At 44.2% G+C, this 19,674-nt stretch carries 18 protein-coding genes; 10 read left to right on the top strand and 8 right to left on the bottom strand.

The window, feature by feature from the left end:
• The first annotated feature begins 20 nt into the window (after positions 1-20).
• Positions 21-1,397, top strand: coding sequence for a F0F1 ATP synthase subunit beta (atpD, locus tag MAR181_RS17910; protein ID WP_013798008.1), 1,377 nt, complete (start codon positions 21-23; stop codon positions 1,395-1,397).
• A gap of 64 nt (positions 1,398-1,461) precedes the next feature.
• Positions 1,462-1,881, top strand: a complete 420-nt coding sequence (locus MAR181_RS17905) for a F0F1 ATP synthase subunit epsilon (RefSeq protein WP_013798007.1) — start codon at positions 1,462-1,464, stop codon at positions 1,879-1,881.
• 101 nt (positions 1,882-1,982) lie between these two features.
• Here the strand turns inward: MAR181_RS17905 and MAR181_RS17900 are convergent, their stop codons facing one another.
• Positions 1,983-2,723 carry a TrmB family transcriptional regulator gene (locus tag MAR181_RS17900; RefSeq protein WP_013798006.1) on the bottom strand — a complete coding sequence of 247 codons (741 nt, stop codon included), beginning with the start codon at positions 2,721-2,723 and terminating at the stop codon, positions 1,983-1,985.
• Between the two features lie 93 nt (positions 2,724-2,816).
• On the opposite strand from MAR181_RS17900, the gene tcdA reads away from it, so the two are divergent.
• Complete coding sequence (tcdA, locus tag MAR181_RS17895; protein WP_013798005.1) at positions 2,817-3,590, top strand: tRNA cyclic N6-threonylcarbamoyladenosine(37) synthase TcdA; 774 nt, start codon at positions 2,817-2,819, stop codon at positions 3,588-3,590.
• A gap of 7 nt (positions 3,591-3,597) precedes the next feature.
• On the opposite strand, the gene MAR181_RS17890 is transcribed toward tcdA, so the two are convergent.
• Together MAR181_RS17890 and MAR181_RS17885 are read right to left on the bottom strand one after the other, a co-directional pair.
• Positions 3,598-3,984 carry a SufE family protein gene (locus MAR181_RS17890; protein ID WP_013798004.1) on the bottom strand — a complete coding sequence of 129 codons (387 nt, stop codon included), beginning with the start codon at positions 3,982-3,984 and terminating at the stop codon, positions 3,598-3,600.
• Positions 3,985-3,990: 6 nt separating this feature from the next.
• A complete protein-coding gene (locus MAR181_RS17885; protein WP_013798003.1) occupies positions 3,991-5,208 on the bottom strand; it encodes an aminotransferase class V-fold PLP-dependent enzyme in 1,218 nt (405 codons plus the stop codon).
• A 116-nt stretch (positions 5,209-5,324) separates the two neighbouring features.
• On the opposite strand from MAR181_RS17885, the gene MAR181_RS17880 reads away from it, so the two are divergent.
• On the top strand, positions 5,325-6,953 hold the full coding sequence (locus tag MAR181_RS17880; RefSeq protein ID WP_013798002.1) for an aminotransferase-like domain-containing protein: 1,629 nt from the start codon (positions 5,325-5,327) through the stop codon (positions 6,951-6,953).
• Between the two features lie 20 nt (positions 6,954-6,973).
• Here MAR181_RS17880 and MAR181_RS17875 read toward each other — a convergent pair whose 3' ends face one another.
• The 3 genes from MAR181_RS17875 to MAR181_RS17865 all read right to left on the bottom strand — a co-directional run bounded on the left by MAR181_RS17875 (position 6,974) and on the right by MAR181_RS17865 (position 9,395).
• The gene (locus MAR181_RS17875; protein WP_013798001.1) at positions 6,974-7,600 is read right to left on the bottom strand and encodes a DsbA family protein; all 627 of its coding nucleotides are present in this window, start codon (positions 7,598-7,600) and stop codon (positions 6,974-6,976) included.
• Between the two features lie 130 nt (positions 7,601-7,730).
• Positions 7,731-8,927 carry an amino acid aminotransferase gene (locus MAR181_RS17870; protein WP_013798000.1) on the bottom strand — a complete coding sequence of 399 codons (1,197 nt, stop codon included), beginning with the start codon at positions 8,925-8,927 and terminating at the stop codon, positions 7,731-7,733.
• 273 nt (positions 8,928-9,200) lie between these two features.
• A complete protein-coding gene (locus tag MAR181_RS17865) occupies positions 9,201-9,395 on the bottom strand; it encodes a PA3496 family putative envelope integrity protein (protein ID WP_013797999.1) in 195 nt (64 codons plus the stop codon).
• Positions 9,396-9,583: 188 nt separating this feature from the next.
• Between MAR181_RS17865 and uvrD the strand changes: the two genes are divergently transcribed.
• The 6 genes from uvrD (at position 9,584) to MAR181_RS17835 (ending at position 17,632) form a co-directional block, all read left to right on the top strand.
• Entirely contained in the window at positions 9,584-11,797 is a 2,214-nt protein-coding gene (gene uvrD / locus MAR181_RS17860; RefSeq protein ID WP_013797998.1) for a DNA helicase II, read from the top strand.
• 76 nt (positions 11,798-11,873) lie between these two features.
• The gene (locus MAR181_RS17855) at positions 11,874-12,371 is read left to right on the top strand and encodes a helix-turn-helix domain-containing protein (RefSeq protein ID WP_013797997.1); all 498 of its coding nucleotides are present in this window, start codon (positions 11,874-11,876) and stop codon (positions 12,369-12,371) included.
• 144 nt (positions 12,372-12,515) lie between these two features.
• Positions 12,516-13,571: a Gfo/Idh/MocA family oxidoreductase gene (locus MAR181_RS17850; RefSeq protein WP_013797996.1), complete on the top strand. Its 1,056-nt coding sequence runs from the start codon at positions 12,516-12,518 to the stop codon at positions 13,569-13,571.
• A 265-nt stretch (positions 13,572-13,836) separates the two neighbouring features.
• Positions 13,837-14,949, top strand: a complete 1,113-nt coding sequence (locus tag MAR181_RS17845) for a TRAP transporter substrate-binding protein (protein ID WP_013797995.1) — start codon at positions 13,837-13,839, stop codon at positions 14,947-14,949.
• A 304-nt stretch (positions 14,950-15,253) separates the two neighbouring features.
• A complete protein-coding gene (locus MAR181_RS17840; protein ID WP_013797994.1) occupies positions 15,254-16,366 on the top strand; it encodes a TRAP transporter substrate-binding protein in 1,113 nt (370 codons plus the stop codon).
• Positions 16,367-16,519: 153 nt separating this feature from the next.
• Complete coding sequence (locus MAR181_RS17835; protein ID WP_013797993.1) at positions 16,520-17,632, top strand: TRAP transporter substrate-binding protein; 1,113 nt, start codon at positions 16,520-16,522, stop codon at positions 17,630-17,632.
• 110 nt (positions 17,633-17,742) lie between these two features.
• On the opposite strand, the gene MAR181_RS17830 is transcribed toward MAR181_RS17835, so the two are convergent.
• Entirely contained in the window at positions 17,743-19,230 is a 1,488-nt protein-coding gene (locus MAR181_RS17830) for a tripartite tricarboxylate transporter permease (protein ID WP_013797992.1), read from the bottom strand.
• Positions 19,230-19,667: a tripartite tricarboxylate transporter TctB family protein gene (locus MAR181_RS17825; protein WP_013797991.1), complete on the bottom strand. Its 438-nt coding sequence runs from the start codon at positions 19,665-19,667 to the stop codon at positions 19,230-19,232. Before MAR181_RS17825 ends, MAR181_RS17830 begins: the two co-directional genes overlap by 1 nt.
• Between the last annotated feature and the right edge of the window lie 7 nt (positions 19,668-19,674).

Genomic DNA, 19,674 nt, shown 5'->3' with positions numbered 1-19,674 from the left:
GGTATTAAGAGGATCCGAACATGAGTAGCGGACAAATCGTACAGATTATCGGTGCGGTTATCGACGTGGAATTCCCACGTGATAATGTGCCAAAAGTATACGACGCCCTCACAATCGAGGGAAAAGAGTTGGTGTTGGAAGTTCAACAACAACTAGGCGACGGTGTTGTTCGTACCATCGCCATGGGTTCCACTGATGGCATGAAGCGTGGTTTGGTAGTAACCAATACTGGCCAACCTGTTTCTGTCCCTGTTGGTACTCAAACACTAGGACGTATTATGGACGTTCTAGGTAACCCAATTGATGAAAAAGGCCCAATCGGCGAAGAAGCACGTTGGTCTATCCACCGTTCAGCTCCTTCTTACGATGAGCAAGCGTCTGGCAATGAATTGCTAGAGACGGGTATCAAGGTTATCGACCTTGTATGTCCTTTTGCTAAGGGTGGTAAAGTTGGTCTGTTTGGTGGTGCCGGTGTTGGTAAAACCGTAAACATGATGGAACTTATCCGTAACATCGCGATCGAGCACAGCGGTTACTCAGTATTTGCTGGTGTTGGTGAGCGTACTCGTGAGGGTAACGACTTCTACCATGAGATGACGGATTCGAACGTAATCGATAAAGTATCTCTAGTATACGGCCAAATGAATGAGCCACCAGGTAACCGTTTACGTGTTGCTTTGACTGGTTTGACCATGGCGGAGAAATTCCGTGATGAAGGTCGTGACGTACTTTTCTTCGTAGATAACATCTACCGTTACACGCTTGCCGGTACTGAGGTATCTGCATTGCTAGGTCGTATGCCATCTGCGGTAGGTTACCAGCCAACTCTTGCTGAAGAGATGGGTGTACTACAAGAGCGTATTACGTCAACTAAGACAGGTTCTATCACATCGGTACAAGCGGTATACGTACCAGCCGATGACTTGACTGACCCGTCTCCAGCGACGACTTTCTCTCACTTGGACGCGACTGTTGTATTGTCTCGTGATATCGCTGCTTTGGGTATTTACCCAGCGATTGACCCTCTAGACTCTACTTCTCGTCAGCTTGACCCATTGGTTATTGGTCAAGAGCATTATGACGTAGCACGTGGTGTTCAAATGGTATTGCAACGCTATAAAGAGCTAAAAGACATCATTGCAATTTTGGGTATGGACGAGTTATCTGAAGAAGATAAGCAAACGGTTAACCGTTCTCGTAAAATCCAACGTTTCTTGTCTCAGCCTTTCTTCGTAGCGGAAGTCTTCACTGGCGCACCAGGTAAGTATGTTTCTTTGAAAGAAACCATTCGTGGTTTTAAAGGCATTCTTGATGGTGAGTACGATGAGCTTCCAGAGCAAGCCTTCTATATGATTGGTAGCATCGACGAAGCGGTCGAGAAAGCTAAGAAACTTTAACCATTACGCCTAGCAAGAGTGCTGTTTGAGCACTTTTGCTAAGCATGATTAAGAGAGGCAACTTATGGCTATCACAGTACACTGCGATATCGTAAGCGCTGAGCAAGAGATCTTTTCCGGTACGGTTCAGTCTCTTGTGGCTGCAGGCAGCTATGGCGATCTAGGCATTATGCCTGGTCACGCGCCATTGTTGACGACTCTGCAACCAGGTCCTGTTCGTGTGGTTAAAGAAAACGGTGATGAAGAGTTTATCTTTGTGTCTGGCGGCTTTTTAGAAGTTCAGCCACACCGCGTTACTGTTTTGGCTAACACCGCCACTCGTGCCAATGATCTGGACGAAGAGGCAGCACTAAAAGCTCAGGCACATGCCAAAGAGCTTTTAGCGAATCAAAAACCTGATGTTGACTACACTCGTGCGACAGCTGAGTTGGCGGAAGCCGTTGCTCGTCTGCGTACACTTCAACAGTTCCGTGAGCACAAATAAGCGAAACGGTTGAGTAAGCGTCAAAAAAAGCAGCCTTGGGGCTGCTTTTTTTATGCCTTTAAATGGGGCTTGTGAGCAAAACGAAAGTTCTGTGTTTAACCCTAAAGCATTTTCCACAAAGTATCGAAAATGATCTGTTGAGCTTTGGCGATGTCTTGTGACTCCAGTACGACAGCCGATGGAAAGTTGTTACTGGCCAAAGAAATAATGGCACATTTGGGTGGATAAATGGCGATGTAACTGGCGTCAACTGCGCCTTCTGTTTTAATCCATTTACGTTCGGACAGTTCAGCATCTTCACCTCCATCCCCTAAGGCAATCACCTTTACATTGATACCAAGCTTAATTCGCTGCTTAGTATAATTTGGAAAAGGGCGGTACAAATACGGTCTTATGGGCTTGGATGAAAAGACACAATATTCTTTATGGTCTTGATCCGATACCACGTTTAAAATGTCCCTTAATACCCACTCAATACCATCATCTCCTTCATAATAACGTACATTTGTTTGATGATAATCTGGCTGTTGTTGATGTAAATTTGGGATAATGGTGTTTTTCAACGATTCGATGGTTTTGTCTAATCGTTGGCGTTTTTCTTCTGCAAGGTCGAGTAAAATATCTGGGCTTTCAGCGGAAAAAAAGCGCCGCTTGCCTTTGGGGAAATAGCTTACAACTCCCTTGCTTTGCAACTGCTTTAAGGATTCATAAGCACTGCCGCGATTGACACCACTGTGCTCTGCAATATCACGGATTGAAGAAGGGCCGAGCTTTAATAAAGTTTGATACAGCTGAGTTTCCCTAGACGTTAAACCCAGCTGCTCGAAAGCGTCTTGACTCATGATAAAAGGTTTACCTAAATCGTTTACGAATGGCGTTAAGAATACACTGAATGACCAATATGCGCAGGCAAATTGTCCTGTATGGAGAGAAAAGTGACAGATGATCAAAGGTTTGGAGGCATTCGCCGATTATACGGTAACCAAGCTTACGAAACATTTCAGCAGGCCCACGTGTGTGTGATTGGTATTGGCGGTGTGGGTTCTTGGGCCGCTGAAGCACTCGCTCGCTCAGGTATTGGTTGTATTACTTTGATCGACATGGACGATGTGTGTGTCACCAACACCAATCGCCAAATTCATGCATTGGATGGCAACATTGGTAAGGCGAAAGTCGAAGCGATGAAAGAACGCATTCAATTGATTAACCCTGCTTGCCAAGTAACGTGTGTTGAAGACTTCATTACCCCTGAAAATCTCTCTGAACTGCTCTCTGAGCCATTTGATTACGTTATTGATGCGATCGATAGCCTCAAGCCTAAAGCCGCTCTGGTGGCTTGGTGTAAGCGTAATAAGCAAAAAATCATCACGGTTGGTGGCGCTGGTGGCCAACTTGACCCAACACAGATCCAGATTGCCGATCTGTCCCGTACGGAACAAGACCCACTGGCAGCAAAGCTCAGAAACTTTCTGCGCCGCCATTATAACTTTCCTCGTAATACTAAACGCCGCTTCGAGATTGAGTGTGTCTACTCTCTTGAGCAGCTCAAATACCCACAGACTGATGGAACAGTGTGTGAGTCTCGTCAAAAAGGGGATACAGAAACCAAGATGAATTGTGATACTGGCTTTGGTGCCAGTACAGTAGTCACCGCGACCTTTGGTTTTGTGGCTGTGTCACGAGTGTTGGCAAAACTGGCTAAGTGTTAAAGACAGATTAAGCTTGAATGCGTTTTAAAATTCCTAAAACCCCATTGCTTCGTGAACTGGTCAGGTAGCTGCTTAAGTTAAGCTCGGTTAGTTGATGAGTTAAATCCATTTTTTGTAGATCATTGGTGTTTTTTCCATCGACCAAACTTAATATGGCTAGGAGGACACCGCGCATCAGTTTGGCGTCACTGTCTGCTTTGAAATAGCGAAGGCCTTGACGTTCTTCGACTATCAACCAAACGCTGCTCTCGCAGCCTTTGACCTTATGCTCCTCGGTTTTTTCTTCGGCTGATAAGCGAGATAAACTTTTACTTAAGGTGACTAAGGTCTTGAAGGTGTCTTCTTTGCTACGACAAGCTTGTAGCTGTTGTTTTATGTCTAAATAATCCATCATCACTGGTTACTCATCGTTTAATAAGTCTATGGCGTTAAGCAATACGTCACAAAAGCGTTCCGCTTCATCAAGGGTATTATAACAAGCAAAGGAAGCTCGTAAGGTGCCTGTGACGCCCAGTTGTGCCATCAAAGGATGAGCGCAGTGGCTTCCTGCTCGAACCCCAATGCCTTGACTGTCTAAATATTGATTTAAATCCATAATGTGGCTATTAGGTACAGATAATGAGATTAATGTACTGTTGGTTTCAGGTGAATAGATTTCCAAATTGGCTTCTTTTTGCAGGCGAAGGTAAACCAGATTGGTTAGGGCTTGCTCCCATGTGAGCAATGCTTCTCTGTCTTGTTGAGTCAAGAATTCACAGGCTAAAGCAAGGCCAATCGCGCCTTCAATGTGTGGTGTCCCTGCTTCTAAACGATAGGGTAATACGTTGAACTCTGTCGCTTGATAAGACACATGAGAGACCATCTCACCGCCAGTTTGGTAAGGCATTAATACTTCTAACGCGTGATGCTTACCATACAATACGCCGATGCCTGTAGGACCGTACATTTTATGGCCTGAAAAGACGTAAAAATCACAATCCAGTTCCGCCACATTTACTGGATAATGAGCCACGGCTTGAGCGCCATCAATTAACGTAAATGCTCCTTGTTTTTGGGCGTGTTGCAGCATTTTAATGAGAGGAGTCTGTACACCAATGGCGTTGGAGACTTGAGTCGCTGCGAAGATCTTAGTGCGTTCAGTAAAGTAATGGGCAAATTCTTCTTGCCACTGGGCATCTGATGTTAATGGTAATACACGTAAACGTGCTCCCGTTCGAAAAGCCAGTTGTTGCCAGGGAACTAGATTAGCGTGATGTTCAAGACTGGTAATGAGTATCTCGTCCCCTTGTTGTATCAAGTGCTCCAAGCCATACGCCACTAGGTTGATGGATTCGGTGGTTCCTTTAGTCCAAATAATATGGCTGTCTTGTGGGGCTTTAATAAAGTCTGCTACTTGTTTTCTCGCCAGCTCGAATTGATTGGTAGCGCGGTCACTTAGGAAGTGTGCACCACGGTGAACATTGGCATTGGCGGTTAAGTAATATTCTTGAATGCCATTGATGACGCTGAGCGGTTTTTGTGTGGTCGCGGCATTATCCAAATAGATTAACGGGTTACCGTTGGCTTGTTGGGTCAAGATAGGGAATTGAGATCGAAGAGATAAAGGATCAAAGGCCATAAATTCGTTACTTCAAGCAAGTCGAGAGAAAAAGAAAAGCAGAGAAATTGTACCTTAACCGCTATAAAAATCAGGAAATAATGGCCTTTTACTTGCGTTTTTTTTAGACAGGGATAATGATTGATAACAGTTATAAACAAATTAGCTTAAGAAGGTACAAAGCGGTGGCGGATTTTCTATATAAAGGTGTCGTGGACTGGTTTTTGGAGCAAGTGTCGCAAGACGTACTGAGCCCTGGTGACAAAATGCCGTCACTGCGTGCTTTGTCTAAGCAGCTTGAGCTAAGTTTGAATACCGTGATTCATGGCTATGAATTGTTAGTGAAAGACGGTTGGATCGAGTCACGTCCTAAATCTGGTTATTTTGTTTGTCATCGAAGTGATGTAAAACCTGCTTTATTGCTTGCCGGAGAGTCTCAATATGTTTTAGAAGGCCAAGAGACGAAATCTGCTTGGGCATGCTTAGCGCATCATGGTGCCCTAGTCGATCAAGCGAGTGGTTATGGTCAAGCCTCTGCCAAACAAGAAGACAGCGCTCTGCCTGTATTGGGCAAGGGGCATTTGGCGGTCAGAGAAGTGGTGAATGACTATTTGAAAGACATGGGGATTAAATCAAGAGCTTCCCAGCTTTGGTTAGGGCGTTCCCCATTGGCAATGTTGACTCAAAGCATTCAAACACTGACAGAGAAAGGCGATTCTGTGTTGGTGATAACCCCTTGTGATCCTAGGCTGACGAGCACACTACAAAGTCTAGGACGGCGAGTGATTACCATCACCGCTGGGGATCGAGGTGTTGACCTGGATTTGGCGATTCGTTGCTTGAGAGAGGAGCCGATTCGTCTGATTGTGCTGCCTGGGCAATTTTCTTTCCCGACGGGGCAATTAATCAGCAATTTGAGCTTGCGACGTTGGCTGGCCATTATCGAAGAAACACAGTTACCGGTTATTGAATGGGACTTGTGTTCACATTTGGCTTATCGCAGTGGGCCATTGCTGACTTATAAGTCGTTAGATCAATCTGATCACATTGTTTACATTGGCGGTGTCGAGAACAAGGCCTCTGAGATGACAATGGCTTGGTGTTTACCGGGTCGTCATCACGAACTATTGGACGGGGCTTTTTTGGCGGCCGACATGGCCTTGAATGATGTGCAGCAGGCTTGCCTCAGCGACATGCTTAAGATCAATAGTAAAGCGTCTGTTATGCGTCGAGCAAGGGACGTTTGGGCGAATTCTGAACGACTTAAAGCTTATTTGGATGAGCAACTAGGAGACCAGATCAGTCTGGTTACCAGTAAAGGTGGTATGGCACTGTGGATGCGTTTAGCCAAGCCTGTCAATAAAGAGACCATGCCGACTCTGATTGCGAGCTTTCGTCATGCCATTGTCCCTGGAGATTTATTGAGCCCAGAGCAAGACGCAGCTCATTGGCTTGCATTGAATGTGACTGTGGCTGATGTTGAGCCTTTAGTCAGTCGTTTAAAAGACTACTTATTGGTGTCTGACTTAGCGTCTTCTGAAGTGGTTTCTGACACGAATGTTGAAACAACCCCAGCAACACCACAGGAAGCCTTGGATAAAGAAGACTTGTCTACTGCAGACCTTGTCGAAGCAACAGATGATCAAGCATCAGAGCATGCAGAGGTTAAGACGTCTCAGAATAAGAGTGCAGAAGATGAAGAAAGAAAAACACCAGAACCACTATACAATCCTATGTTGGATTTAATTAATCATGATTTTGGTTAATGGCATTTGATATTAAGGCGCTATGACAGCGCCTTTTTTATCTGTGCTAGCATGCTGAGGTGGTCTTGATAGTCCAACGGAATGGAAATTAATTGATCGCCTTTCAGCAGAGCCAGAGATGGAAAAGAGTTTAGGTTTAAGTGCCTTGCTTGCTCTATTTCCGCTTCCAGCAAGCGTTCTTTTTCTACATGCATCATGGCTTTCTGAAACCCATCTGCTTTTAATCCTATGTGTTCAGCACATTCGATTAAGGTATTCAGATTAGAGGGGTTTTTAGCCTCTAAATAATATGCCTGCTGAATGGCATGATACATTTCTTCTTCAAGCCCAACGTCTCGCGCCACGTAACAGGCGCGACAAGCTGGATAGGTTGAACGCCTTGGTTGTGCGTTGCGCCAAAAATCGAAATTAAACTCGGTTCCCAAACTGGATTGAATCTGCTGCCAAGTGTCTTCTAACTTATGTCGCATGGCATCGGGCATGGGTTGATCTGAATCCACTGCCAAGCCACCTAGCATGGGCTGAATGGTGATTTGATTTGTGTCGACCAAGCCTTGCAATGACTTCTGCAGTTTGCTCCACGTTGGACGAAAGCCCCAACACCAGCTGCACATAGGGTCATAACAATAAATAAGAGTGGCGGTCATGTTGGTCTCCCCATTTTACGCCTTTGTTCCGAAAGAATGGCTCAAGTTAGCAAATATGGGTCACAAGAGAAACAAAAAAGCGGTGATCAGGCGGAATCCCTCATCACCGCTTTTTAGCGTGATAAAAGACTTAACCTTTTATCACGCTCGCAATGGCTTCACAAAGCGGTGCCATGTTGTCGTGAGTCATACCTGCGACATTGATACGCCCTGAACCGACGATGTAAATGCCAAATTCATTACGCAATTGAGCCACTTGATCTGGCGTTAGGCCGGAGAACGAGAACATGCCTTGTTGCTGCGAAATGAAAGAGAAATCCTGATTGACGCCTTTTGCTCTTAAGGTATTCACAAAAAGGCTGCGCATTTCGTGAATACGTGTGCGCATGGTGTCCAGTTCGCTTTCCCATAAAGCATATAGCTCAGCATCGTTTAAAATTTCGGCCACGACTGCTGAACCATGAGAAGGGGGGTTAGAGTAATTGGTGCGAATACAACGCTTGATCTGAGTGAAAGCCGACTCGGCTTGATCGCTGGTTTCACAAACAATGGTTAACGCTCCAACACGTTCATTGTATAAACCAAAGTTCTTAGAAAAGGAACTGGCAATCAACATCTCCGGTACATGGTCCAAGAAGGTTCTTAGGCCTTGAGCATCGTCATTTAAACTTTGTCCGAAACCTTGGTAAGCAAAGTCAAACAGTGCTAAGAAGCCTTGCTTACTGCATAGTTTTGCTAACTGGTACCATTGTTCAGGTGTTGGATCTATGCCGGTTGGGTTGTGACAACAGCCATGAAATAACACCACATCGCCTTCAGGTACTTGCGATAAGCTGGCTAACATGGCTTCAAAGTCTAATGTTTTACTGTCGGCGTTGTAATACGAGTAGCTGCCGACTTCTAAGCCAACGGATTGGAAAACGGATTGGTGGTTTGCCCATGTTGGATTGCTGACCCAAATCGTCGCTTCAGGAAGATGCTTTTTAATAAATTCAGCCGCAACGCGAAGGGCACCAGTACCGCCAGGAGTATGGGCAGTCTGAGCAAGTTGCTTGCTAATAATCTGGTGATCTTTACCAAACAATAAGGTTTGTACGGCACTGCGGTAGTTGGGTCTACCTTCAATACTTAAGTAGTTTTTTGATTTTTCCTGGAGCAACAAACGCTCTTCTGCTTGCTTTACAGCCTTTAGAATAGGCGTATGGCCTAGTTCATCCTTGTACACTCCAACACCAAGGTTAATTTTGTTTGGGTTGGGATCTTTTTTGTAAGCGTCGTTCAGACCTAAAATTGGGTCCGCTGGAGCAGCTTGGATATGTTCAAACATGTTAACTCCCCAAGAGGGTTATTTTCTTTTTTATTATGGATTAGAAGATATTGAAAATCAGACATATGGTACTCGAAGATATGAGTAACCGCTATAAATGGGGTCAAAAAGCAGGGGGAATTACTGTATCAAAATGTCATTTAGCGTTAGAGTTTGGTTTTTTATGGTAAAGCAGGCTGCTCCAAGTCCTAAATCGGCTTGGTTGAAAACGTCTAGCACGCTGTGCCTGGATTAGGCTAGGGCTAGATATGTTAGGTGAGAGTGGTGACTAATTCAGTCGTCCCAACCATTAGAAATATCATGATACAAGCGCTTTTGCTCTAAATGCTGTTCAATAGCACGTCTGGCTTTCAGCATTCTAGCGGCATCATCTTTTTGATTTCGCTGTTTTTTTTCATTCTCCAAACTAATCGAAGCGTGAAGGATATCCGTCTTCACTTCCGTTAGTGTTTCAGACAAATTGCTCATCGTAACCCCCTTTCTAGCCTTTCGATGACGTAGAAATGCACAGAGCACTGTCATCGATCGTTGAAAAAAGTCAAAATAGACAGACAACTTATTTACAGCTTTATAAAAAACGTAAATCGGTCAAAAATCAATCTATTTTTTACGCGTTTTTTATGACAAACACATTAATTTAATCACGGCGGACGGTAATGGACGTTTCTTTTATCCTGGATTCATTGAATGACAAGCAACGCGAAGCCGTTGCGGCACCATTGCAAAATAGCTTGGTGTTAGCTGGGGCTGGATCAGGAAAAACTCGAGTATTAGTACATCGCATCGCTTGGCTGATGCACGCTTATGAACTTTCTCCATACAGTTTAATGGCGGTGACCTTTACCAATAAAGCGGCTCGTGAAATGCAAGGGCGGATTGAAGAGCTGGTAGGGGTACCACCGCAAGGCATGTGGGTGGGAACCTTTCACGGACTAGCACACCGTTTGTTACGGGCTCATTGGCGTGATGCGGGCTTGAAAGAAAACTTTCAGATCATGGACAGCGATGATCAACTGCGGTTGATTAAGCGAATCATGCGAGAATTAAGCATTGATGATACTCGTTGGCCACCCAAACAAGTGGCGTGGTTTATTAACGGACAAAAAGACGAGGGTCGTCGTGCCGCTCATGTGCCAGACAGTCATGACCCTTTCACAAAGGGCATGCGCGAACTCTATTATCATTATGAAGAAGCTTGTGAACGAGGCGGATTATTGGATTTTGGTGAGTTGCTGTTGCGTGCTCACGAATTGATGCTCAGTACGCCAGCGCTATTGCGTCATTATCAAGAGCGATTCCGTCATGTGCTGGTGGACGAATTTCAAGACACCAATACCATTCAATATGCTTGGTTACGCGTCATGGTTGGCGATCAAGGTACGATCACCGCTGTTGGGGATGACGATCAGTCTATCTATGGCTGGCGAGGCGCGAAGATCGAAAATATCCATAACTTTAGTAAACACTTTGATGATGTTCAGACCATTCGTTTGGAGCAAAACTACCGTTCCACTGGTCATATCCTGAACGCGGCCAATGGTCTGATTCAACACAATGATGATCGATTAGGCAAAGAGCTGTGGACCGACAGCGGTGAAGGAGAGCCAATTTCTGTCTACGCTGGTTTTAATGAGCAAGATGAGGCGCGCTTCATTTTGGGCATCATTAAAGAATGGCGAGATAAAGGGACATCGCTCACGGACATGGCGATTCTATATCGTTCCAATGCTCAATCTCGTGTGATTGAAGAATGCCTTGTAAGGGAACAGATTGCTTATCGTATTTATGGTGGGCACAGATTCTACGACCGTCTAGAAATTAAAAATGCCTTGGCCTATGCTCGTTTAGCGCTGGATCCGAATGACGATGGTGCCATGGAACGAGTGGTGAATGTCCCCCCTCGTGGTATTGGTGAACGCAGTATTGGTACCTTAAGAGAAATCGCTCGTGACCAAGGTTGTTCTATGTGGCAAGCCGCGCAAGAAGTGGTGCGACAGTCTCTGATGCCAGCCCGAGCGACCAATGCCATCAAAACCTTCCTGCATCTGATTGAAGGTTTAAGCACGACCGTCCAGCAGCCAGATTTGAATCTCAATGATATTTTCGAACAGATTATAGAGGAAGCGGGTCTCATCCCTTTCCACGAAAAGGAAAAGGGTGAAAAAGGCGAAGCGCGCATTGAAAACTTAAAAGAACTGGTGGGAGCCGCTGGTGGTTTTAGTTGGAATGACGAAGACGAAGAGTTTAGCTCGCCTCTGATGGCCTTTTTAGATCAAGCGGTATTGGATGCAGGTGATCAGCAGGCGGACGAATATCAAGATGCGGTGCAGCTAATGACTTTGCACTCGGCAAAAGGTTTGGAGTTTCCTTTGGTATTCTTAACGGGTGTAGAAGAAAACGTCTTCCCAAGTAAGATGTCATTTGAAGAGCCTGGTCGTTTAGAAGAAGAACGTCGCTTGTGCTACGTTGGTGTTACCCGAGCGATGGAAAAGCTTTACATTACTTATGCTGAATCTCGTCGCTTGTTCGGCAGTGAATCCTTTAACAGTCCTTCTCGTTTCATTAAGGAAATACCTCCGGAATGTTTGCAAGAAGTGCGTTTACGATCTCAGGTCAGTCGCCCAGTTTCCTTACAGCGTCCTGATTACCAATCAGAGAAAGAGAAGCTGCAAAACAGTAGCGTATTAAACCGTTATCAAGCACCAGAAGTGAATGTCAGCATGGGCGATCGTGTAAAACATCCGGTATTTGGTGAAGGTTTAGTGGTGAACTACGAAGGTCAAGGACCACAAGCTCGTGTACAGGTTAACTTTGATGGCGAAGGCAGTAAGTGGTTGGTATTGTCTTTCGCCAAATTGGAAGTAATGTAACTTATTGAAAATAAACAACTGTCACCTTTTTGTCGCCTAAATGTCGTGACATTTTTTTGAATGAGTATTTAGTCTGATGAAAAACGTTGAGCGGGATTTAAATATGATAGTAAAAACACTTAGATTGCAAAGAGGTTGGTCCCAAGATCAGCTTTCACAGTTATCTGGATTAAGTGTTCGTACTATTCAGAGAATTGAAAAGGGAAATCCTCCCGGTTTAGAGTCATTAAAATCCTTAGCTGCCGTTTTTGATGTGTCCATAAACTATCTTCAAGGAGAAAAGGAAATGACCATTCAGACTGAGCATCAAAATGAACAATCCGAAAATTTGGAAGAAAAAATCGCTCAAATAAGAGTGAATAAAATGACTCACTTTTATAAGCGTGCGATTCGATATGGTGTCATTATTTGTCTGTTGTTTGCTATTAATATTTTTACTAGTACAGCTTATATGTGGGCGGTTTGGCCCATGCTTGGCCTTGGTGTTAGCTTAGCTATTCGTGGCTTAGATGCATTTGGTCACATGAATTGGTTTGGCCCTGAATGGGAAAAGCGGCAATTAGATAAAAAGTGATGATGTAGCATTGTTAACCTGATACTTTTTATTAGGAATGAGTATGCTTTGCTCATTCCTTTCTTCACTGTTCAATTCAGCAAACCTTTTCTAACCCCTGTAAACTTAATGGCATAACAAAAATAAAAGTAAGGGAGAGTCGTGATGATTCGAGTAGGCTTAATTGGTTACGGTTTGTCTGGACAGGTATTTCATGCCCCTTTTGTGACAAACGATCCGTACATGTCTTTAGTCTCTGTCTGCAGTGCCAAAGTGGCCGATGTAAAAGCTGCTTGGCCAGAAGTGACGGTTGTAACCGCGGCAGAAGACGTCTTTACGGCGTCAGATGTGGATTTAGTGGTGATTACGACACCGAATCTGTTGCACTTTGATCAAGCCAAACAGGCTATGGAAAATGGCAAGCATGTATTATTGGAAAAACCATCTGTCACTAGTGTTGAGCAAATAGAGTCTCTCTGTACCCTTTCTAAACAAAAAGGTTTGGTATTCTGTGTGTATCAGAATCGTCGTTTTGATGGGGATTTATTGCGCTTAAAGTCCCTTATTGACAGTGGTGAACTGGGTGAATTAAAGCATCTAGATTCTCGTTTTGATCGTTTTCGTCCATTTCCTCAATCCCGTTGGCGTGAACAACCTGGTGTGGGGACGGGCATTTTTTGGGATTTGGGACCGCATTTATTGGATCAGGCCTTGTTTCTGTTTGGTCCTCCAAAATGGTTGCATGCCAGCATTGATAGCTTGCGTGAGGCGAGTCAAACCCATGATTGGTTCGAAGTTGAATTGGGTTATGAGGATAAAAGGGTTCGCTTGGCCTCAACCCCATTTGAAGCGGGTGACATGCGTCGCTTTAATGCGAGGTTTAGCAAAGGCAGTTGGCAATGTTTTGGTTTAGACCCACAAGAGGACGCTTTGAAAGCCGGTCAAATGCCTTGGCAAGAAGATTTTCCCTCACAGGCTCAACAACAGAAGAACACGCGTTTCATCGCGCATACTCAGGATGATATTGAAACCATAGCGGAAGCCTCGACAGCGGGACAATACGCAGCGTTTTACGCTCAATTAAGACAAGCTATTTTGGGACAAGCGGATGCGCCTGTGTCCATGACACAAGCTTGTCAGTTGATCTATTTACTGTGTTTGGCTGAGCAATCGGCTGAGACGGGACAACGTGTCTCTTGGCACTATTCTACTCAGTTTTAGTGAATTTGCTTTAATTCTGACTTTTTACTCAAAAAAGGTTGAGCAAAATTCCTACACTTCTTATTATCTGTCGCCCTTTTCGTGTTTTTTGCATGAAAAGGGCATTTTTCTGTCTGATCTTATAATAAAAAATACAATCGATGACTGCATTTAGGGTGCACAATTGATTTAACCTATCTCAATGTTTGGCGATCGTTTTATCGCACTGACATGTCACAGACAGCATCTCATCATAATTAAGTAACTGGCTTCCTAAGGGAAAATAATGCGTAAATTAATGGTAATGGGCAAATTAGCGTTCGCTGGTTTATTCGCCCTTCTTTTAGTCGCTTGTGGCGGCTCTGAAAAAGCAGAAGACACAGCGCAAGCAGAACAGAAAGCGGAGACCATTCATTGGAAAATGGTCACCACTTGGCCAAAAAACTACCCAGGTTTGGGCACAGGTGCACAAGCACTGGCTGACAACATTAAGCTGATGTCGAATGGTCGATTGGACATCAAAGTCTATGCGGCGGGTGAATTAGTACCTGCATTAGAAGTGTTTGATGCGGTATCTCGTGGTACAGCACAAATGGGTCATGGCGCTTCTTATTACTGGAAAGGCAAAGTGCCAGCGGCGCAGTTCTTTACCACGGTACCTTTTGGTTTAACCGCACAAGAATTCAATTCTTGGGTGGCCTACGGTGGCGGTCAAGAATTGTGGGATGAGTTATATGCACCATTCAACTTGATTCCAATGGCGGCCGGCAATCCTGGTGTGCAAATGGGCGGCTGGTTTAATAAAGAGATCAATTCTCTGGCGGACTTTCAGGGCTTGAAAATGCGCATGCCTGGCTTAGGAGGCGAAGTCTTGAAGAAGGTCGGTGCCATGCCAGTTAACTTGCCTGGTGGTGAAGTCTTTACGGCACTGCAAACGGGGACCATCGATGCCACTGAATGGGTTGGACCCTATAACGACCTAGCTTTTGGTTTGTATAAAGCGGCTAAATACTACTACTATCCAGGTTGGCATGAGCCAGGCTCTGCAGTAGAAGCAATTTTCAATAAAGACGCCTTTGAAGCCCTTCCTGAAGACTTGCAAGCAATCGCTCGCACAGCGGTTAAACAAGCTAACTTGGACATGATCAATGAATTCACGGCGCGTAATAATGCCGCTTTGCAAACCTTGATTAATGAACATCATGTGGTGTTAAAAGCTTATCCAGCAGATTTATTGTCAGCGCTTAAAAAAGCGTCTTATGAAACAATCGCGGAAGTTGCAGCACAGGATCCACAAAGCCAGAAGGTGTATGATTCCTTTAAAACCTTTTTAGGTTCTGTCAGCGCTTGGCACGATGTGTCTGAGCGAGCGTTTATTAATGCTCGTGCTGCTGAATAAATATTGATTTAGGCTGGCGTTTTTCGCCAACAAGCGAAGCAATAAACAAAAACGCTTTTCTCTATTGAGGAAGGCGTTTTTTTGTTTTATGTCGAAAAAATCATCTAAATCCTCAATAAATAACAAAAAGATCTTGAGGGCTGGCTCAGCAATTCATACTATCCCAATCACTTAGTGCAAAAAATGTGTCTATTCTTGAGCGAGCTACAGACGCTCAAGAGTGTGATTAGAGTTGCACATATAGAATATTTTCAAAGCTAAGTCTTATAAAAATAAGTGAAACTAGCCTCTTGAGGGATAACGAATGAGTAAAATAAAAACCTGGAGCAAACTGGCATTGCTCGGCTTAACAACGGCTACTTTAGTGGCCTGTGGTGGTTCTGAAAAAGCGGAAGAAACCGCGAAAACGGAAACCAAAGCGGAAGTGATTAACTGGAAAATGGTCACAACTTGGCCGAAAAATTTCCCTGGTCTGGGAACGGGTGCTGAAAACCTAGCGAAAAGCATTAATGAAATGTCCAATGGCCGTATCAACATTAAAGTCTATGCGGCAGGTGAATTGGTGCCAGCACTAGAAGTGTTTGATGCTGTGTCTCGTGGTACGGCGCAAATGGGTCATGGCGCAGCGTACTACTGGAAAGGTAAAGCCCCTGCGGCACAGTTCTTTACAGCGGTTCCCTTTGGTTTCACCGCGCAAGAAATCAACTCTTGGATTCACCATGGTGGCGGTTTGGCCCTGTGGGAAGAAGTTTATGCACCTTTTAATCTAATCCCAATGGCCGCAGGTAACACAGGTGTACAAATGGGTGGGTGGTTCAACAAAGAAATCAATTCACTGGATGACTTTCAAGGCCTGAAAATGCGTATCCCTGGTTTGGGTGGTGAAGTCTTGAAGAAAGTTGGTGGTATTCCAGTTAACTTGCCTGGTGGCGAAATCTTCACTTCATTGCAAACAGGTGCCATTGATGCGACCGAATTTGTTGGTCCATACAATGATTTAGCCTTTGGTTTGTACAAAGCGGCGAAATACTATTACTACCCAGGTTGGCATGAGCCAGGTTCCACTATGGAAGCTATTTACAACAAAGAAGCGTTCGAAGCATTGCCGACAGATCTGCAGTTGATTGTCCGTGCGGCAACTCGCCAAGCAAATGCAGAAATGTTGGATGAATTCACCGCCTTGAACAACTCTGCGTTGCAAACCTTGGTGAATGACCACAACGTTTCTTTGAAACCCTTCCCTGAAGACGTGCTGTCTGCCTTGAAGAAAGCATCGGCGGAAACTCTAGAAGAAGTGGCTGCAGCGGATCCGTTGAGTAAGAAAGTTTACGACTCCTTCAAAGACTTTGGCAGCAAAGTAAGAGCATGGCACGAAGTATCTGAACGTGCTTACATCAATGCTCGTGAGATTGATTAAACTATTCTGATGATGTAAATCGTTTAGATGAAGGTATGAAAGCTCTGTTATCCAAGATAACAGAGCTTTTTCTTTGGGGACGTTTTCATTCACTCATGGTCGTCATACGCAATGTAATATTTAAAGGTTAAACAGAATAAAAAGGTTTTATAAATGGACGTAGCAAAAAACTTAGTTAGAGGCTTATTAATTGCCGCAACAAGCGTGATATTGGTCGCTTGTGGTGGTTCTGAAGAGGCTAAAAAAACCGTTAAGTCAGAATCAAAAGTAGACGTCATTCACTGGAAAATGGTGACGACTTGGCCGAAAAACTTCCCCGGTTTGGGGACGGGTGCGGAAGGCTTGGCAAAAAGTATTACGGAGATGTCTAACGGGCGTTTAACCGTAAAAGTATATGCCGCAGGTGAGTTGGTTCCGGCATTAGAAGTGTTTGATGCGGTATCTCGTGGTACCGCTCAGATGGGACACGGCGGTGCCTTTTATTGGAAAGGAAAAGTACCAGCTTCACAATTTTTCTCCGCGGTACCGTTTGGCTTTACTGCACAAGAAATGAATTCATGGCTTCACTATGGCGGTGGTTTGCCGTTGTGGGAAGAAATTTACGCCCCCTTTAATCTAATTCCAATGGCAGCGGGTAACACTGGTGTACAAATGGGTGGTTGGTTCAACAAAGAAATCAATTCATTGGAGGATTTTAAGGGACTAAAAATGCGCTTACCCGGTTTGGGCGGGGAAGTTTTGAAGAAGGTGGGCGGAATTCCGGTCAATTTGCCTGGTGGGGAAATATTTACTTCCTTACAGACGGGGGCAATTGACGCAACAGAGTGGGTGGGTCCGTACAATGATTTAGCATTTGGTTTATATAAGGCTGCAAAATATAACTATTTCCCTGGTTGGCATGAACCGGGTTCTACTATGGAAGCCTTGTATAACAAAGAGGCATTTGACGCTTTGCCGAAAGACCTGCAATTGATTGTCCGGGCGGCAACTCGTCAGGCCAATGCGGTGATGTTGGATGAATTTACCGCGCGAAATAATGCAGCGTTAGAAACCTTAGTAAACGATCATCAGGTTATTTTGAAGCGCTTTCCAGATGAAGTTTTATCCGCTTTAAAGAAAGCGTCCATTGAAACATTAGAAGAAGTCGCGGCGGCAGACCCTATGAGTCAAAAAGTGTATGACTCTTTTAGTGCCTTTAACCGTAAAGTAAGAGCGTGGCACCAAGTCTCTGAACGAGCTTATATTAATGCTCGTGAGCTTAACTAGTTGAATTTTAATAGCTTAATTAATACTTTATGCTGAGTATTATGAAATAAAAAAAACCTTCATGGTCAGATTGATCATGAAGGTTTTTTTAGTGACGAATCTAGTAAAACTTAATGTTTAAAAGCTTTTAGTATTCTTGGTGCCGTAAGTGCGGCAACGGTTGCAAAAGCTAAGACATAAGTCATGATGCTATTTAATAAGATAGACCAATCACCGCCACTGATAGACAAGGCTCTTCGTAAGTTTTCTTCTAACACTTCCCCTAATACTAATCCCAAAATAATGGGAGCTAAAGAAAAGCCTAATTTGCGTAAGATGAAGGCAAAAAGACCTAATACAATCATGAAGAATAGATCGAATGTATCACCATGAATGGAATAGATCCCGACGAAGGTTAGCATCACAATAATAGGTACAAGGTAAGACTGCTTGATAGACAGTAGTCGAACAAACAAGCCAATTAGTGGCAAGTTCATTACCAATAAAGCGATGTTACCAATGAACATAGAAGCGATCAGACCCCATGCAATATTGGGCTGTTGTTCAAACAATAGAGGACCAGGGGTGATGTTAAACATTAATAAGGCACCTAACAGGATGGCTGTTGTGCCGCTGCCAGGAATCCCTAAGGTTAGCATAGGCACCATAGAGCCTGCTGCTGATGCATTGTTTGCGGCTTCTGGTGCAGCAAGGCCACGAATATCACCGGTACCAAAATGCTCGTCTTTACCTTCTGCAAAACGTTTTTCAGTACCGTAGGCAACCGCACTGGCAATAGATGCCCCAGTTCCTGGCAACACACCGATTAAAAAACCTGACAGTGTTGAGCGGAAGATCACCCATTTCACAGCTATGATGTCTGAAAAGCTAATAAAACTTTTTCCAACAGGGGTAAGTTTCAAATCATTGCGTGCCCAGCTTTCTAATAAGATGAGCACTTCGCTGATGGCGAACATACCAATCACAACAACCAGAAAATCCACACCGTCGAATAAATTTGGGATCCCCATAGTGAAGCGTAAAATACCAGTGCCAGAATCAATCCCAATCGTCGCGAAAAGCAGGCCAATGACCACACCAACGACGGTTTTGATTGGGCGTTTACCCACCATGGTTGCTAAGCAAGTGAAGGCAAAAAGCATCAACCAAACATATTCAGAAGGACCGAACTGAATTGCTAATTTGCTGAGTAGAGGTGCAAAAATGACCATTAACAGTAAGGCTCCCATGCTACCAAAGAAAGACGAAACGGCCGATAAAGCAAGTGCTCGACCACCTTCGCCATGTTTGGCCATAGGGTAACCATCTAATGTTGTCATGATTGCGCCTGCGTCCCCTGGAACATTGAGCAAAATACTTGAAATTCGGCCGCCATATTCTGCGCCATAATAAACACCTGCCAATAAAATCAAGGCAGACTCTGGTGGTAAACCAATGGAATAGGCTAATGGCAACAAAATGGCTACGCCATTGATTGGCCCTATACCAGGTAATGAACCAATTAGTGTGCCGATAAAACATCCAGCTAAAACCAAGCCTAAATTAAGCGGTGTTAGAGCGACAGAGAAGCCTATTGATAAGTAATGTAAAACGTCCATTATAAGTCTCCGAAAAGTAAGCCGGTTGGGACATTAAGCTCCATTAAATCGGCTAATAAGAAATAGCTGATTAAGCTTAGGGCTAGGGCATACAAGAAGGCTCTAAGAGGCTTTTCACCAAATAACCAGCTAAAAATGGCACCTACTATGGTTGTGGAAATGATAAAGCCCATTTCATCAAATAGAGTTGCATACAACACCATTATCATAAGACCAATGACTATTTTGATTAGAATTTCTTTGGTTGGATACCAAGAGTTTTTGTCGGGTTTTACTATCATCCAAACACAAGATGTAGCTAAAACAATAGATAAGATAATAGGGAAGGCTTTTGGCCCTAGAGGTTCATACTGAAACGGGACATCGAAATGGAAAGCTGTCCAGGCAATAAGCCCAGACAGTACCAATAATGCACCCGCAAAAATGCGGTCAAACATATTATCG

Source organism: Marinomonas posidonica IVIA-Po-181 (assembly GCF_000214215.1).
In the GTDB taxonomy this organism is placed as follows: Bacteria; Pseudomonadota; Gammaproteobacteria; order Pseudomonadales; family Marinomonadaceae; genus Marinomonas; species Marinomonas posidonica.
Note: the sequence above shows the minus strand (reverse complement) of the source record. Positions and strands in the feature narration are given on the sequence as shown.